This window comes from Limimaricola cinnabarinus LL-001, from assembly GCF_000466965.1.
Classification (GTDB): domain Bacteria; phylum Pseudomonadota; class Alphaproteobacteria; order Rhodobacterales; family Rhodobacteraceae; genus Limimaricola; species Limimaricola cinnabarinus.
On sequence record NZ_BATB01000065.1, the window covers coordinates 1 to 14,466 of the forward strand.

The following is a 14,466-nucleotide window of genomic DNA, read 5'->3' on the forward strand; positions in this document are numbered from 1 at the left end:
GGCCAGGTCTACGAGACCTACAACATGGCGCAGCTGTGGGAGCTTCCGGTCGTCTTCGTGATCGAGAACAACCAGTATGCGATGGGCACCAGCGTGCAGCGCTCGACCAAATCGCCGTCGCTGTGGGAGCGCGGCGCCGCCTACGGCATCAAGGGCGAGGAAGTCGACGGCATGGACGTGCTGGCGGTCAAGGAGGCCGGTGAGCGCGCCGTGGCGCACTGCCGCGAGGGCAAGGGCCCCTACATCCTCGAGATCAAGACCTACCGCTACCGCGGCCACTCGATGTCCGACCCCGCGAAGTACCGCTCGCGCGAGGAGGTGCAGAAGATGCGCGAGGAGCGCGACCCGATCGAGCAGATCCGGCAAGTGCTCCTGAGCGGCCAGCACGCGACCGAGGACGACCTCAAGGCGATCGACAAGGAGATCAAGGAGATCGTCAACGAGTCCGCCGAGTTCTCCAAGGAGAGCCCCGAGCCCGCGCTCGAGGAACTCTGGACCGACATCTACGCTGACGAAGCCCCGCAGGAGGCCTGATCCATGGCGACCGAAATTCTGATGCCCGCCCTCTCCCCGACCATGGAGGAAGGCACGCTCGCCAAGTGGCTCGTGAAGGAGGGTGACACCGTCTCCTCCGGCGACATCCTGGCCGAGATCGAGACCGACAAGGCCACGATGGAGTTCGAGGCCGTCGACGAAGGCACCGTCGGCAAGATCCTGATCGCCGAAGGCACCGAGGGCGTGAAGGTGAACACCCCGATCGCCGTGCTGCTCGAAGAGGGCGAGGACGCCTCCGCCGCCGAGAGCGCCGGCGGCAACACCGGCTCCGAGGCCAAGACCGAGGTCAAGGAAGAGACCAAGGCCGAGGCCAAGGACACCGTCCCCGCCGACACCCCCGCCGCCTCCTCGCCTGCCGCCGCGGCACCGAAACCGCCGCGCACGCCTGACTGGCCCGAGGGCACCGAGACCAAGACCACCACGGTCCGCGAAGCGCTGCGCGACGCGATGGCCGAGGAAATGCGCCGCGAGGCCAACGTCTTCCTCATGGGCGAGGAAGTCGGCGAGTATCAGGGCGCCTACAAGATCTCCCAAGGTCTCTTGGACGAGTTCGGGCCCAAGCGCGTCGTCGACACGCCGATCACCGAGCACGGCTTTGCCGGCATCGCGGTCGGCGCGGCCTTTGGCGGCCTGCGCCCGATCGTGGAGTTCATGACCTTCAACTTCGCCATGCAGGCGATGGACCAGATCATCAACTCGGCGGCCAAGACGCTCTACATGTCGGGCGGCCAGATGGGCGCCCCGATGGTGTTCCGCGGCCCCAACGGTGCTGCCGCCCGCGTCGGCGCGCAGCACAGCCAGGACTACGCCGCGTGGTTCATGCAGGTGCCCGGCCTCAAGGTCGTCATGCCCTACTCCGCCGCCGACGCGAAGGGCCTGATGAAATCAGCGATCCGCGACCCGAACCCGGTGATCTTCCTCGAGAACGAGATCCTCTATGGCCGCTCCTTCGAGGTGCCGGTGCTCGATGATTTCACCATCCGCTGGGCAAGGCCAAGATCGCCCGCGAGGGCACGGACGTCACCATCGTGTCGTTCGGCATCGGCATGACCTATGCGCTCGCGGCGGCCGAGAAGCTGGCCGAGGACGGCATCGAGGCCGAGGTGATCGACCTGCGCACGATCCGGCCCATGGACACCGACGCGATTCTCGAGAGCGTGAAGAAGACCAACCGCTGCGTCACCGTCGAGGAAGGCTGGCCGCAGGGCTCGGTCGGCAACTACATCTCCTCGGTGATCATGCAGGAGGCGTTCGACCATCTCGACGCGCCGGTCATCAACTGCACGGGCAAGGACGTGCCGATGCCCTACGCGGCGAACCTCGAAAAGCACGCGCTGCTGACGACCGACGAGGTCGTCGAGGCGGTGCGCAAAGTGACCTACAAGTAACGGAGCGCGAGACATGCCAACGGAAATCCTGATGCCCGCGCTGTCGCCGACCATGGAGGAAGGCACGCTCGCGAAATGGCTGGTCAAGGAGGGTGACACCGTCTTCTCCGGCGACCTTCTGGCCGAGATCGAGACCGACAAGGCGACGATGGAGTTCGAGGCCGTCGACGAGGGCGTCGTGGGCAAGATCCTGATCGCCGAGGGCACGGAAGGGGTGAAGGTCAACACCCCCATCGCCGTGCTGCTCGAGGATGGCGAGAGCGCCGACGACATCGACGCCTCAACCGAACCCAAGCAGGGCGATGCCGACAGCCATGCCGAACCCGCCACACCCAAGGCCGAGACCTTGCCCGCCAAGGGCTATGGCGACGATGCCGGTGCCGCGCAGCAGGCCAAGGGCGGCGACGCCGCTCCGGCCTCCTCGGGCGGCTCCGGTGCCTCCGGCGACCGCGTCTTCGCCTCGCCGCTGGCGCGGCGGATCGCGGCCGACAAGGGCCTCGACCTGAGCCAGATCCAGGGCTCCGGCCCCAACGGCCGGATCGTCAAGGCCGATGTCGAGAGCGCCAAGCCCGGCCAGAAGCCCGCCGCTGCCGCCTCGTCCACCGAGAAGGCCGCGCAGGAGCCGAAAGCCGAGACCGGCAAATCCCCGATCGCCGAGCCCGCCGCCCCCGGCGCGCAGGCCGAACAGATCCGCAAGATGTATGCCGATCGCGACTACGAGGAGGTCAAGCTCGACGGGATGCGCCGCACCATCGCGGCCCGTCTCACCGAGGCCAAGCAGACCATCCCGCATTTCTACCTGCGCCGCGACATCAAGCTCGACGCGCTGCTGAAATTCCGCTCCCAGCTGAACAAGCAGCTCGAAGCCCGCGGCGTGAAGCTTTCGGTCAACGACTTCATCATCAAGGCCTCGGCCTTGGCGCTGCAGGCGGTGCCCGACGCCAACGCCGTCTGGGCCGGTGACCGGGTCCTGAAGCTCAAGCCATCGGACGTGGCCGTCGCCGTCGCCATCGAAGGCGGGCTCTTCACGCCCGTGCTGCGCGACGCCGAAAGCCGCTCGCTGTCCTCGCTCTCGGCCCAGATGAAGGATCTGGCCAAGCGCGCGCGCGACAAGAAGCTGGCCCCGCACGAGTATCAGGGCGGCAGCTTCGCGATCTCCAACCTCGGCATGTTCGGCATCGACAATTTCGACGCCGTCATCAACCCGCCGCATGGCGCGATCCTCGCGGTCGGCGCCGGCGTGAAAAAGCCGGTGGTGAATGCCGAAGGCGAGGTCGAGGTGGCCACGGTGATGTCGGTGACGCTCTCGGTCGATCACCGGGTGATCGACGGCGCGATGGGCGCCGAGCTGCTCAAGCAGATCGCCGACGCGCTCGAAAACCCGATGGTGATGCTGGCCTGACGGCCCCATCCCAACGCCATCGACAAAGGGCCGCGCTCCATGAGCGCGGCCCTTTTCGTCGCGTGTAAGAGACAGCTTCGAGCCTGCCCCGGTCTGCTAGTTGGTTGGCGGCATGATCTCGTCATGCTCGGCCTTGAACGCCGCGAGGTCGTAATCCATGCCATTGAGCATGGTGCTCCACATGCGGACATTGGCGGCGATCGCCACCGCCTCGCGCAGTTCGCCCTCCGTCGCACCTGCGCTCATTGCGTTCTTCTTGTGAGCATAGACGCAGTAATCGCAGGGGATCTGCGCGGCGACCGCGAGCGCAACCAGTTCGCGCGTCTTGGGATCGAGCGCCGCCTCCTCGCTTTGCAGCGCGCCATAGAGCGCCATTGCCTCGTCGAAGGCGTGTTCGGGATAGATGCTGCTGAAGAACTCCGGCGGCCCTTGGTCGCCCGCCGTCTCCGCCATCTCGTTTCCGGTTTCCTGCGCCGAAGCCATCCCTCCGGCACATGCGATCGCGACAGCCATCATCATGCGTGTCATGGATTTTCTCCCATGAGGTTCAAGATACGTGGAATTGAGCCAGTCGCCGCGAAACTTCCCGGCGAAAGCCGAAAATTTGCCGTGTCTCGGAGTTCGACGATATCACGAAACCGGAGCCGTTTCACTCGAAACCGTCGCGGCGCGCCTTGCCGGGGTAAGCGCAGCCCTGTTCCTGACCCTGCAAATCGGCGATAGCGCGCAACCATGACGCGTGTCAGGATGCATCAAAGCCACCTCGCAGCCATGGAGCCGTCATGAGGAACTGGGTGATCTCTATCCTACATGTTGTCGCGATATTCGTCATGCTGATTGTCCTCCAACGGCTCGAAGAAGACAGAGAATGGGAATGGTTCGTATGGTATATAGGCATACCGGCCGCCTTTACTTTGGCCGAGTTCCTGCTGAGGCGTCTTTTCCGCTACTGGAAATCACATCGGTCGTGACCGATGCGCCCGGCCCTTCATAGGCTCCGCATGTTTGACTAGAGCGGGGCGCGGCGATCGCGCCAGCCCCGAAGGTAATCGCCTTCAGGTTGCCAAGCGTCCCGGCGATCCATACCACCGCCCCGGCGTGTCACTCGCCCCGAAACGTCTGGTCCATCGACACCGAGGGCTGCGCGCAGCCCGCCTCGCCGACGATGCGCGCGGGCACCCCCGCCACGGTCTTGCAGGCCGGAATGTCCATCAGCACGACCGATCCCGCCGCGATGCGGGTGCAGTCGCCGATACGGATGTTGCCGAGCACCTTCGCCCCCGCCCCGATCAGCACGCCGTTGCCGATCTTGGGATGGCGGTCCTGCTCTTCCTTGCCGGTGCCGCCAAGCGTCACGGAATGCAGCATCGACACGTTGTCGCCCACCACCGCCGTCTCGCCGATCACCACGGAATGCGCGTGGTCGATCATCACGCCGCGGCCGATCTTGGCCGCCGGATGGATGTCGACGCCAAAGGTCTCGGACACGCGCATCTGCACGAAATAGGCCAGATCGAGCCGGCCCTGCATCCAGAGCCAGTGACCGAGCCGGTAGGCTGGATCGCCTGATAGCCCTTGAAGTAGAACAGCGGCTGCAGGAACCGGTGGCAGGCCGGGTCGCGCTCATAGGTGGCGACGAGGTCGGCGCGAGCCGAGACGACAAGCTCGGGCTCGGCGCCATAGGCCCCGTCGACGATCTCGCGCAGGATCTGCGCGGGCATCTCGTCCGAGGCAAGCTTGAGCGACAGCCGGTAGGCCAGCGCGCAGGCAAAGCTCTTGTGATGCAGCACGCCCGAATGGATCAGCCCGCCCATCAGCGGCTCGGCGGCGACAGCCTCCTCGGCTTCGCTGCGGATACGGCTCCAGACCGGGTCGATCTCGGCTAGTTGCGCTTGTGGTATCGCCATCGCCATGGCCTCCTGATGCCGCGTCTTGTCTAGCCCAGATAGGGCCCCGTCGCCAAGATCAAAGCCCCCGGCCTGCGTCAAGGGCATCGAGCACCTGCCGCAGCGCGGCGCGCGCCTCGCGGCCCAGCGATGGCGGCAGCGGCCGCGCGGGGTGGCGCAGCGCCGCCGACATCAGCGATCCATCGCCCCAGAGCGGATGCGCCCGGCCCTGCCGCTTGCGCCACGCATCGGCGGCGCGGGCCTCGGTGACGATGTCGGCGGCAAGCCGTGGCCGCGCAGCGGGCGGCACCGCGAGCAGCGCCGCCACGGCCCGGTCGAGACAGCCCGGCAGGATCGGCCTCATGGCTGCACGGTGAGCGAAGCGAAGGGCCCCGGCCCAAAGGCGTCCGAGATCTGCGCCACCTGCACCACCAGCGGACCCGTCGCCCCGTCGGCGCCCCGCGCGGCGGCGGTGTAGCGGTAGGACGGCGCGCCGAGCTCCACCTCGCGCAGCACCGTGCCGCCGTCGAGAACGCGTAGCAGGTAGGCCTCTCGCGCCTCGTCGAGCGGCACATCCCGCCCGGCCCAGGCATCGGCGCCGCTGCGCGCCCGCCGCACCCACGAGATCTCCAGATCGCCCCCCGTTTCGCCCCCCGTCTCACGCGCCGCGAGATGCGCGGGCGCATAGGTCTCAGCCCGATCCCCGCAAAGGCGCGGGCCTCGTGCCGCCAGCTCGGATCGCCCACCGGCCGCCGCGCCGGGCCATAGCGGTAATGCCGCTCAAGCCCGCGCGCCGCCTGCGGCAGGCCGATCTGCCGCGGCACCCCGTCGAGCAGCACCAGCCGACTGCCCACCGGCCAGATGTCGGGCATCACCGCATCGGTCCCCGCCTGCCCCCTGAGACGGCCCGTCAGGTCATACACCCCCGGTGCCACCGGCTCGGCCCGCAAGAACTGCAGCACCTCCCAGTGATCGCTTGTCCCGTCGCCGATCGCCACGAGGTTGGCCCCCGACAGCACCGCCGCCTCGCCCGCGCTCGTGAGCCGCCCCTGCACCAGCCGCACCCGAAGCGCCGGGCCGTGATCCCACAGGCCGGACGGCGCGGCAGCGAGCGAGGTCAGCGTCGTGCCGATGGTCGCGGCGAGGGGCTGCACGTGGTCGAGCCGGTGATCGGCATCCTCGACGCCGCGCACCAGCGCCACCGCGCCGGGCCATGGATCGGCGGTGGCGGCGATATGCGGCGCGTGCGGGATCTCGTCGCCCGCGAGCAGCGGCAGGTCGAGAAACACCCCCTCGACCGGCACCGGCGGCACGTAGGCCCCCGGCAGATGCGGCTCGTCCTCGGCGGGCTGCGGCAGATAGAGGTCCGGCGTGCAGCGCACCGCCTCCACCTGCGCATGGGTGGTGCGCTCGATGCGGTCGATGCGCCAGCCGCCGCAGCCTTCGCCCGCGATCTCGACCACGTCGCCCGCGCCCAAGGGATGCGCCGAAGGCGGCAGCGCGAAGGCGGCGCTCTCGCGCGACAGCCGCATTTCGGCGAGCCAGCGCGCCGCGATCCCCTGCGCCTCGGCCCGGGTGAGCGCCATCGGCAGCTCGGACGCCTCGACATGGCGCGCGTCGCCCCCCGGCACCGCCGCCTCGACGCTGGCCACGGCCCCCGTGCCCGCCGCATCGACATAGCCGAGCCGCACCCGGCCCGGCAGCGCCGCGTCCCCCTCGCGCGCGACCTCGAAGGCGGGGGTGTCGGCGCGGTCGCGCACCAGCCCGCCGGGGTCGATCACCGCATCCGTGCGCCCGTCGCGCGTGCGAAACACCAATGTCCCGTCGCGCTCCACCGCGTCGAAGCCATGCGCCAGCATCAGGGGCTGCAACAGCGCCCGCGCGCTTTGCGTGCCGTTCGCGACATAGCCACGCACGAGGCCCCAGAGCCGCGAGGTGTCGATCTCGGTCACGCCCGCCCCGGCGCAGATCTCGGCCACCACCGAGGCGAGGTCGCGATGCGCGGTGCGACCGGTGATCCAGTGCCCGCGCGCCCAGTTCGCGCCATCGCTCCAGACCTCGGACAGGCCCGGAAACCACGGATAGGGCCTAAGGTCCCACGCCCAGACCAGCATCCGATCCGTGTCGAGCATCGGCGCCCCGTAGACCTCCGAGACCGGGTTGGCCTGCGGATCGGCAAAGTGGCGGTGCATGGCCCGCAGATACTGCATCTGGATCAGCTCGTCGCGATGCCCGCGCGAATGATGGGGCAGCGAGGATTCCGAGGATTTCGGATCGAGGAACTTGTTGGGCTGGTTGGTGCCGCGATCGACGGCGGCGCAGCCCAGCTCGGTAAAGCGGATCGGCTTCGACCCCGGCTGCCACACGGTGGGCGCGTCCTGCCGCACCCCGTCGATCCGCTCGTGATGCGCATTGCCCCACCAGCCTCTGAGATCCTTGTAGCGCCAAACCCAGGGCTCTCCGTCGCCATCGGTGATCGGCGTGCGGATCTGCGCCGCGCGCGCCTCGGGCGAATGGTAGAACCAGTCATACCCCTCGCCGCCCGCGACATTGCCGGTGAGGTAATCGAGATCGTAGATCGAGCGGTGGTCGGCGGCGTCGAGATGGTCCCAGCCGTCGCGCCAGTCCGAGAGCGGCATGTAATTGTCGATGCCGATAAAATCGATGTTCGGGTCGGCCCAGAGCGGATCGAGGTGAAACCGCTTGGTCGCCCCTCCCGGCTGGTGGCCGTGATACTCGGTCCAGTCGGCGGCGTAGGAGAGCTTCACATCCGGCCCGAGGATGCCCCGCACCTCCGACGCCATATCGCGCAGCGCCGCCACGGCGGGGTAGCTGTCATGCGCGCCGCGGATCGTGGTGAGGCCGACAAGTTCCGAGCCGATGCAGAACGCCTCGACCCCGCCCGCCATCGCGCAGAGATGCGCCTGATGCAGCACGAAGCGGCGCAGGCCCCAATCCTCGGGGCCGTCGTAAACCGGGCCGTCGGGCGTGACGGTGAATTGATCCGCCCGCGCCGCGCCGAAGAAGGCCGCGACCTCGGCCTCGGCGGCCACCATGCGGTCGGTGGTGCCGGGCCGGTTCGGGGCCAGCGCGGTGGTGATCCGCCCGCGCCACGGCAAAGGCGCCTGCTCGGCCCCGCCCCACGGGTCGGGCAGGCCGCTGCCGCCAAGCTGATCCATCAGGATGAACGGGTAATAGGTCACCTCCAGCCCGCGCGCCGCCATCGCGCGGATCGCCTCGATCACCGCGCGGTCCGAAGGCGTTCCACCATAGACCGGGCGGCCTTCGACGCGCGGCACCGGCAGCGCGCTGTCGCGGGTCAGCCCCGAGACGCGCCACGCCATCTCCTCGCCCTCGGCCTCGTCCTGTTCGACCTTGGGGCGGATGCGGCACTGCCCGGCCCGAAGGTCGTCACCGAACCACGACACCACGAGAGAGGCGGCGCCACAGCGGGGCAGCTCCTCGACCAGATCGTCGAGGGCGGCGTCGGCGTCGCTCGGCCCGCTCGGCCCGTGCAGATTGGCGGGCAGGCGTTCGCCGAACCCCGCCCCGACATGCACCGGCGTCGTCGCCAGAGCGTAATCCCCGGTGCCGGGGATCACCGCCACGCCGCGCACCAGCTGCGCGATGTCCTCGGCCCGCGCGGGGTCGGCGACATCCGAAGGGCGCAGCACCTCGAAGGAGAACTGCGGCACCCGGTTGCCGAAGCGCGAAAGATCGAGATCCTCGATCACCACATAGGCCAACCCGCGATAGGCGGGGGCCAGACCGATCCCGAGGGCGGCCTCGATCGCGGGGTCGGGTAGCTGGTCCTCGCGCCCCTCATAGAGCCGCCAGGTGATCTCGTCGCGGCCAAGCTCGACCCCGTCGGCCCAGATCCGTGCCACCCGCGTCACCGGCCCCTCGCACAGCCCGACGGCGAGGCTCACCGCGTAGGAGAACTCGACCACTTCGGGTTTCGGCGCGCCCTTGCCGCCGCCCGAGGTGGCGCGCCGCTCCTCGAACTCGGAGGCCCAGATCACCTGCCCGCCGATCCGCATCCGGCCCCAGAGCCGGGCGATCGGCTCGCCCTCGCCCGCCCCGGTGAGGCGAAACCGCTCGACCCGGCCGGTTTCGACCGGGTCGGCCCCGCCGCCCAAAAGCCGCGCGTCGATGCCGCGGCCCAGCGCCGCCCCCGCGGCCCGGCCCAGCACCGCGCCAGAGAGGCCCAGCACGCTGCCCCCGATTGAGCCGCCGAGCGCCATCCCGGCGGCTCCGAACACGATGGTCGCCATCAGCCGATCCTTTCCGTCAGTGCGAAACACGCGGCGATGCGCCGCCGCCACGGGGGTGTGAGGCGGCTTTCGACCACCCCGTGCCCCTCATAGGCATGGATGAAGCTCGGGCCGCCCGTGCCGTCCGCGCCATCGGCCAGAAGCCCCAGATGCCGCGCCGGACGCCCCGCGCGCAGCCGAAACAGCAACAGATCGCCGGGCCGCGCCTCGGCGCAGGCGATCTCGCGCAGGTGCCGCGCCGCCGCGTCGCGCAGGATCTCGTCACTTCGCGCCTCGGCGCGCGGATAGGCGGGCACCGGCTCCGGCTCGTCCCCTTCGAGCGCCGCCCAGACGCCGCGCACGAGGCCGAGGCAGTCGCAGCCCGCGCCGCGCCGCGCGGCCCCGTGCAGATAGGGCGTGCCGATCCAGCCGCGCGCCACCTCGACGATGCGGCTCATGCACCCCCCGATCGCGGCACCGCCATCAGCCAGTCGGTCCCCGGCAGATGCGCAAAACCGCGAAAGTTCAGGAAGTTGTCGAATTTAAGCCGGCAGGTCTCGGCCCGCTTGTCGCAGCCCGCGACGAGCCGCAGCATGGTGCCGGGGGGCAGGTCGGCGCAGATCGGCTGCCACAGCTCGACGAGGCGCGCGCCATCCGCGAGCCGGTCCTCGCGGATCGGCGCCGAGAGCCCCGCGCCGGGGCCGTCGATCACCTCGGCCCGGCCTTGCGCGAACCAGCCCGACTCGGGGCCCTCGGTCCAGTCGAAGCGCAGCGTCCCGCCCTCGGCCCGCGCCAGAGGCCAAGTTTCGGTAAAGCCCGGCCGCGAAGCGTCGAAGCCGCAGCGCGCATCGCCGAAGGCCGCGTCGCAGCGCTTCTGATAGACCCGACCACCGGGGCGGTTGAGCAGGTCCGACAGGCCCCGCAACTCGGCCCGGAACAGCGTGCCGTCGCGGCGGATTTCGCCCAGGCGGCCCCGGAATTCGAGCGCGCGCTGGGCGGGATTGGCCCAGTTCACCCGCCAGATCCGCAGCTCCGCCCCGTCGAGGCGGCCTTGGGCGATCTCGGCCTCGGTGATGCCCGAATCCGAGATCGCGCCCAGCGCCTCGGAGGTGTCGGCGGCGAGCCCCGCGCCCTGCACCAGCGCGCTGGCGCTCATCCCGGTTTCGGGGCGGAAATCGATGCCGTCGAAGGACAGCGCCCGGTCGTGATCGGTAAAGCCGCGCAGGAGCCCGTCGGCGCGCCGCAGGGCCCAGGCGCGGCACAGCGTGGTGACGCCGCCCGCGAGGTGATCGTCAAAGCCGCTCATGCCCGGATCTCCACCACCGGGATCTCGGGCAGCGTGCCCGCCTCAAAGCTCGCCACCGAGCCGATCAGCGTTTCGGTGTCGAAGCGCGCGGGCACGTCGAATTCGAACCCCGCCGTGACGATCGCGCCGATGGGCGGCGCCACGCCGAGCCGCACGAGGCCGTTGGCGTGGTCGATCTCGACGCCCGCGCCCTCGAGCACCGGATCACCGTCCACCGCGACCCGAACGCTGCCCGCGACGGGCCGGGTGATCGGGCGCAGATAGGCCGCCGCGCCGGTGCCATAGCGCTTGACGAGGCGGAACGCCGTGGTGGCGTCGTCGCCGGTGCCGATCTGCTGGTCGAGCTCCTCGATGGGGCGCGAGGCCGGGGCCGAGCGCCAGTCGAGCCAGTCCTTCCAGCGAAACCCGTGAAGCGGGCCGCGCCGCGCCTCAAAGAAGGCAAGCACCGCCTCGATGTCATCGAGCCCGCGCAGGCCCAGACCCGCATCATAGCGCCGCCGCGCGTCGGCCCAGGGGCTGTTGCGCTCCTCGAAGCCATTGGCGAGGGTGACGATCTCGCAGCGCCGCTCCGGCCCGCCGGAGGCGCCGAAGCTCAGCGCCACGGGAAATCTCACGTCGTGGAATGCCATGATGTCCTCCTCACCTGTCGCGGCGGCCACGGTCGACGGCGCGCGCGATCTGCGCCGCCACCTGCCCGCGCGACCGCCGGAACCCTTCGCGTCCGGGGTGGTGATGTTGACCGTCACCCGCGCCCCGCCACCGCCGCCCGCCGCGACGCCAAGCCGCCCGTCGGCCCCGCGCTGCAACGGCAGGATCGCCTCGGGCCCCGCCTCGCCCATCAGCCCCGCGCCGCCACGCATCGGAAAGGCACCGGCCCCGAGACCACGCCGCCGCGCGCGAACGGCGTCACCCGCCCGCCCGAGAACGCCCCGCCCTGCGCGAAGGGCATCAGCCCCGAGACGAGACCGGTCACGCCTTGGGCCAGCGCGCCGCCGATCCCGTCGGCCACCGGGCGCATCGCGTTGTCGTAGACCGTGCCCGACATCGCCCCCGCCAGCCCCTTGAGCGCGCCGCCCACGGATTTGCCGTCGAACAGCACGCCGTCGATGGCGCGGCGCACACCGCTGGAAAAGCCGCGCTCGAGCCTGCCCAGATCGCGGGTCGTCTCGCTCAGCCCCGCGCGCATCCGGTCCAGCTCCTGCGAAAAGGCCGCGGCCACGCCACCCGCCTCCTCCATCGCGCGTTCCAGCGCCTCGAACTCGTCCTCGGTCATGATCTCTCCTCGTCAGGATATCGGCGGCACAGCTCGATCAGCCGATCGCGCCGCATCGGCTCAGGCCCCGCGGGCCCCAGCATCAGCCGCAGCTCGGCGGGGGTCAGCGCCCAGAACTCGGCCGGTCGCAGCCCCAGCCCGCAGATGCCCGCGCGCATCATCGCCGCGAAGTCGAGCCGTCTCACGCCGCCTCACCGAAGGCGCGCGCCACCAAAAGCGCGGCGAGACGCGCCGCCTCGACCGGCCCGCCCTCGATCTCGGCGGCCACGAGATCGGCGGCCCGGCCCGGCCAGCCGCCACCCCGAAGCCCCGCGACGATCAGCGCCAGCACGTCGCGCGCCGAGACGCGGCCCCCTTCGAGCCGGGCCAGAAGCGCCTCGATGCTGTCGCAGCCCAAGGCCTCCTCCAGTTCGGCCAGCGCGCCGAGCGTCAGCTTCATGACCCGCCGCCTCCCGTCGAGGATCACCGCCACCTCGCCGGCGCGCGGATTGGCCATCAGAGCGCCGCCTCGAAGCGCACCGGCCCCGCCGAAACCAGCGCGATCTCGAAGCTCGCCTCGCCGTCATGGCTCCCTGCGTAATCGATCGAGGCGATCTGGAACGCGCCGGTCATGGTGCCGAAATCGGGGATCACCACCTGAAATTCGGGCGTCTCGCCGTCGAAGAAGATCTGCCGCGCGCGGGCGTCGGTGGTCGCGTCGCGAAACACGCCCGAGCCCGAGATGGCGGCGGTGCGCACGCCCGCACCCCCCAGCACCTCGCGCCAGCCATCGCTGCCCAGATGGGTCACGTCGACGCTCTGGGCATTGAGCGTGAGCCGCGTCGCGCGCAGCCCCGCCATGGTCTCGAACAGCCCGTCGCCGGTCATGTCGATCTTGAGCAGGAGATCCCTGCCGTTCTGAGCCGCCATTGCCTGGCCCTCCTCTGGTTGTGTCAGCCGTCTTCGCTGCGCGCGCGAAAGATCATGTCGATCCGCCGCGCGTCGCCGCTTCCGGTGCGGCGCGCCCGCGCCCGCAGGAACCACAGCCCCACGAGCCGCCCGCGCGCGAGCGGCGGCATCGGCCCCGCCAGCGCGTCGGACACCGCCGCCGCCGCCTCCTTGGCGGCGCGGAACCCCGCCGCATCGCTCACCACGCTCACGGTGAGGTCGTGCTCGGCCGCCGCCATCGTCTTGTCGGAGCGGTCGCGCACCTTCTCGGCCCCGAGTGTGGCATAGAGCGGTGGCAGCGGACCCGCGGGCAGCGCGTCGTAGATCGCCTCTCCCACGAGGTCGGTCAGGGGGGCATGCGCGACAAGGCGGGCATAGATCGCCGCCTGAAGCGCCGCAGACGTCGCATAGCTCATCGCGCCACCTCCTCCTCGGCCTCGCAGACGAGGTACCGCCCATCGGGGTCGAGCTCGCGCACGGCACGGATCGCATAGACCCGCGCGCCTTCGCGAAAGCGTTGTTCCGGCGCGGGCCGCATCGTCGATCCCGGCGGCGCCGCGCGCAGGGTGATGCGCAGGCGCACAAGGCTCAGCGCCGCGCCCATGCCGTCGAGATCGCGCCCCGAGCGGGCCTCGATGCGCGCCCAGAGCGTGCCCAGCACGCTCCAGCCGCGCAGGTAGCCGCCCGCGCCGTCGGGGGCGCGCGACGGCGCCTCGAGTTGCAGCGCGCGGTTCAGACGCACCGGCTTCATGCGCCGCGCCCCGCGCCGAGCCGAAGCGGCCGGAACCGTTCGGTCAGTGCCGTGACGCCGAACGGCATGCAGCCCGGCCCGAGGCCGGTGTCGTGGCGGTATTCATGGTAATGCGCCGCCAGCATCAACACCGCCTGCGCCAGATCGGCAGGGATGTCGGACCAGCCTGGCCCGAACCCCGCCTCGAAGCCGATCCGCGCCACGCCGCCCGAAGGGATCTCGGGGAACGCCACCGACAGCGGCTCCAGATAGGGTCTCTGGTCGTCCGTCACCGCGCGCCAGCCGCCCCGCGCCTGCGGCGTCACCACGCCCTGCGCGTCCTCCATGTCGAAGCCCGTGACGGCGCGCAGAGGCGCGACCGGCAGCGGCTGGCGGCACGCGTCGCGCCAGCGGGTCAGCTCGAGCGCGAAGCCGCGCGCGAGCAGCACCTTGCCGGTGCGGGCCTCGATCGCCGCGATGGCGGCGCGCAGGAACCCGGCGAGGCCCGTGTCCTGCAGCCCGGTCTCGGCAAAGCCGGTGCCCAGCCGCAGATGCGCGCGAAGCCCCTCGACCGGCAGCGATGTCTCGGGCACGACGCCCGTTTCGATCAGTCTCATCACCCGTCCTTTCGACGTCACGGCAACAGCGCCGGCCACCCGGCAGGCGGCCCGGCCCGGCATCAGGCGATGCCGAACTTCAGAAGCTTGATCGCCGCGAAGTCGCTCACCGCGCCGCCGACACGCTTG

The 14,466-nt window shown here is 70.5% G+C and carries 15 protein-coding genes and 3 pseudogenes; 4 read left to right on the forward strand and 14 right to left on the reverse strand.

The genetic code is table 11. The annotated features are described in order from the left end of the window. The 4 genes from MBELCI_RS15825 to MBELCI_RS15835 all read left to right on the forward strand — a co-directional run. A partial coding sequence (locus MBELCI_RS15825; protein WP_045320332.1) for a thiamine pyrophosphate-dependent enzyme occupies window positions 1-534 on the forward strand: 534 nt, incomplete at its 5' end. 3 nt (window positions 535-537) lie between these two features. Further along, window positions 538-1,605 (forward strand): pyruvate dehydrogenase complex E1 component subunit beta, encoded by a 1,068-nt coding sequence (locus tag MBELCI_RS15830; protein ID WP_439645930.1) that lies wholly within the window; start codon window positions 538-540, stop codon window positions 1,603-1,605. Next, window positions 1,584-1,943, forward strand: a complete 360-nt coding sequence (locus tag MBELCI_RS22985; protein WP_439645931.1) for a transketolase C-terminal domain-containing protein — start codon at window positions 1,584-1,586, stop codon at window positions 1,941-1,943. Before MBELCI_RS15830 ends, MBELCI_RS22985 begins: the two co-directional genes overlap by 22 nt. 13 nt (window positions 1,944-1,956) lie before the next feature. Then, the gene (locus MBELCI_RS15835) at window positions 1,957-3,345 is read left to right on the forward strand and encodes a pyruvate dehydrogenase complex dihydrolipoamide acetyltransferase (RefSeq protein ID WP_021695254.1); all 1,389 of its coding nucleotides are present in this window, start codon (window positions 1,957-1,959) and stop codon (window positions 3,343-3,345) included. Between the two features lie 96 nt (window positions 3,346-3,441). Here the strand turns inward: MBELCI_RS15835 and MBELCI_RS15840 are convergent, their stop codons facing one another. The 14 genes and pseudogenes from MBELCI_RS15840 to MBELCI_RS15910 form a co-directional block, all read right to left on the reverse strand. After that, complete coding sequence (locus tag MBELCI_RS15840; RefSeq protein WP_045320333.1) at window positions 3,442-3,873, reverse strand: carboxymuconolactone decarboxylase family protein; 432 nt, start codon at window positions 3,871-3,873, stop codon at window positions 3,442-3,444. Between the two features lie 573 nt (window positions 3,874-4,446). After that, window positions 4,447-5,252: pseudogene (gene cysE, locus MBELCI_RS15850) on the reverse strand (serine O-acetyltransferase). Window positions 5,253-5,310: 58 nt separating this feature from the next. Continuing rightward, complete coding sequence (locus MBELCI_RS15855; protein WP_131505578.1) at window positions 5,311-5,595, reverse strand: DUF7742 family protein; 285 nt, start codon at window positions 5,593-5,595, stop codon at window positions 5,311-5,313. Further along, window positions 5,592-9,505: pseudogene (locus MBELCI_RS15860) on the reverse strand (baseplate multidomain protein megatron). The gene MBELCI_RS15855 and the pseudogene MBELCI_RS15860 overlap by 4 nt, the downstream one beginning before the upstream one ends. Next, window positions 9,505-9,942: an NlpC/P60 family protein gene (locus tag MBELCI_RS15865; protein ID WP_021695258.1), complete on the reverse strand. Its 438-nt coding sequence runs from the start codon at window positions 9,940-9,942 to the stop codon at window positions 9,505-9,507. The pseudogene MBELCI_RS15860 and the gene MBELCI_RS15865 overlap by 1 nt, the downstream one beginning before the upstream one ends. After that, complete coding sequence (locus MBELCI_RS15870; RefSeq protein ID WP_021695259.1) at window positions 9,939-10,790, reverse strand: phage/gene transfer agent baseplate hub protein; 852 nt, start codon at window positions 10,788-10,790, stop codon at window positions 9,939-9,941. Before MBELCI_RS15870 ends, MBELCI_RS15865 begins: the two co-directional genes overlap by 4 nt. After that, a complete protein-coding gene (locus tag MBELCI_RS15875) occupies window positions 10,787-11,419 on the reverse strand; it encodes a DUF2460 domain-containing protein (RefSeq protein ID WP_045320336.1) in 633 nt (210 codons plus the stop codon). Before MBELCI_RS15875 ends, MBELCI_RS15870 begins: the two co-directional genes overlap by 4 nt. A gap of 10 nt (window positions 11,420-11,429) precedes the next feature. Then, window positions 11,430-12,063: pseudogene (locus MBELCI_RS15880) on the reverse strand (RcGTA-type gene transfer agent tail tape measure protein). Beyond that, window positions 12,060-12,248 (reverse strand): rcc01693 family protein, encoded by a 189-nt coding sequence (locus tag MBELCI_RS15885; RefSeq protein WP_021695262.1) that lies wholly within the window; start codon window positions 12,246-12,248, stop codon window positions 12,060-12,062. Before MBELCI_RS15885 ends, MBELCI_RS15880 begins: the two are co-directional and overlap by 4 nt. Continuing rightward, entirely contained in the window at window positions 12,245-12,559 is a 315-nt protein-coding gene (locus MBELCI_RS15890; protein WP_021695263.1) for a gene transfer agent family protein, read from the reverse strand. The genes MBELCI_RS15885 and MBELCI_RS15890 overlap by 4 nt, the downstream gene beginning before the upstream one ends. Further along, complete coding sequence (locus MBELCI_RS15895; RefSeq protein ID WP_021695264.1) at window positions 12,559-12,972, reverse strand: phage major tail protein, TP901-1 family; 414 nt, start codon at window positions 12,970-12,972, stop codon at window positions 12,559-12,561. The genes MBELCI_RS15890 and MBELCI_RS15895 overlap by 1 nt, the downstream gene beginning before the upstream one ends. A gap of 23 nt (window positions 12,973-12,995) precedes the next feature. Continuing rightward, window positions 12,996-13,406: a DUF3168 domain-containing protein gene (locus MBELCI_RS15900; RefSeq protein WP_021695265.1), complete on the reverse strand. Its 411-nt coding sequence runs from the start codon at window positions 13,404-13,406 to the stop codon at window positions 12,996-12,998. Next, complete coding sequence (locus tag MBELCI_RS15905; RefSeq protein WP_045320337.1) at window positions 13,403-13,741, reverse strand: head-tail adaptor protein; 339 nt, start codon at window positions 13,739-13,741, stop codon at window positions 13,403-13,405. The genes MBELCI_RS15900 and MBELCI_RS15905 overlap by 4 nt, the downstream gene beginning before the upstream one ends. Further along, the gene (locus MBELCI_RS15910; protein ID WP_021695267.1) at window positions 13,738-14,337 is read right to left on the reverse strand and encodes a head-tail connector protein; all 600 of its coding nucleotides are present in this window, start codon (window positions 14,335-14,337) and stop codon (window positions 13,738-13,740) included. The genes MBELCI_RS15905 and MBELCI_RS15910 overlap by 4 nt, the downstream gene beginning before the upstream one ends. Window positions 14,338-14,466 lie beyond the last annotated feature (129 nt).

What these genes read in the sequence shown, in the direction of transcription:
- MBELCI_RS15875 (WP_045320336.1), bottom strand. Translation starts at nt 11,419, where the DNA reads ATGGCATTCCACGACGTGAGATTTCCCGTGGCGCTGAGCTTCGGCGCC.
- MBELCI_RS15835 (WP_021695254.1), top strand. Translation starts at nt 1,957, where the DNA reads ATGCCAACGGAAATCCTGATGCCCGCGCTGTCGCCGACCATGGAGGAA.
- MBELCI_RS15905 (WP_045320337.1), bottom strand. Translation starts at nt 13,741, where the DNA reads ATGAAGCCGGTGCGTCTGAACCGCGCGCTGCAACTCGAGGCGCCGTCG.
- MBELCI_RS15855 (WP_131505578.1), bottom strand. Translation starts at nt 5,595, where the DNA reads ATGAGGCCGATCCTGCCGGGCTGTCTCGACCGGGCCGTGGCGGCGCTG.
- MBELCI_RS15865 (WP_021695258.1), bottom strand. Translation starts at nt 9,942, where the DNA reads ATGAGCCGCATCGTCGAGGTGGCGCGCGGCTGGATCGGCACGCCCTAT.
- MBELCI_RS15870 (WP_021695259.1), bottom strand. Translation starts at nt 10,790, where the DNA reads ATGAGCGGCTTTGACGATCACCTCGCGGGCGGCGTCACCACGCTGTGC.
- MBELCI_RS15840 (WP_045320333.1), bottom strand. Translation starts at nt 3,873, where the DNA reads ATGACACGCATGATGATGGCTGTCGCGATCGCATGTGCCGGAGGGATG.
- MBELCI_RS15910 (WP_021695267.1), bottom strand. Translation starts at nt 14,337, where the DNA reads ATGAGACTGATCGAAACGGGCGTCGTGCCCGAGACATCGCTGCCGGTC.
- MBELCI_RS15895 (WP_021695264.1), bottom strand. Translation starts at nt 12,972, where the DNA reads ATGGCGGCTCAGAACGGCAGGGATCTCCTGCTCAAGATCGACATGACC.
- MBELCI_RS15900 (WP_021695265.1), bottom strand. Translation starts at nt 13,406, where the DNA reads ATGAGCTATGCGACGTCTGCGGCGCTTCAGGCGGCGATCTATGCCCGC.
- MBELCI_RS15890 (WP_021695263.1), bottom strand. Translation starts at nt 12,559, where the DNA reads ATGGCCAATCCGCGCGCCGGCGAGGTGGCGGTGATCCTCGACGGGAGG.
- MBELCI_RS15830 (WP_439645930.1), top strand. Translation starts at nt 538, where the DNA reads ATGGCGACCGAAATTCTGATGCCCGCCCTCTCCCCGACCATGGAGGAA.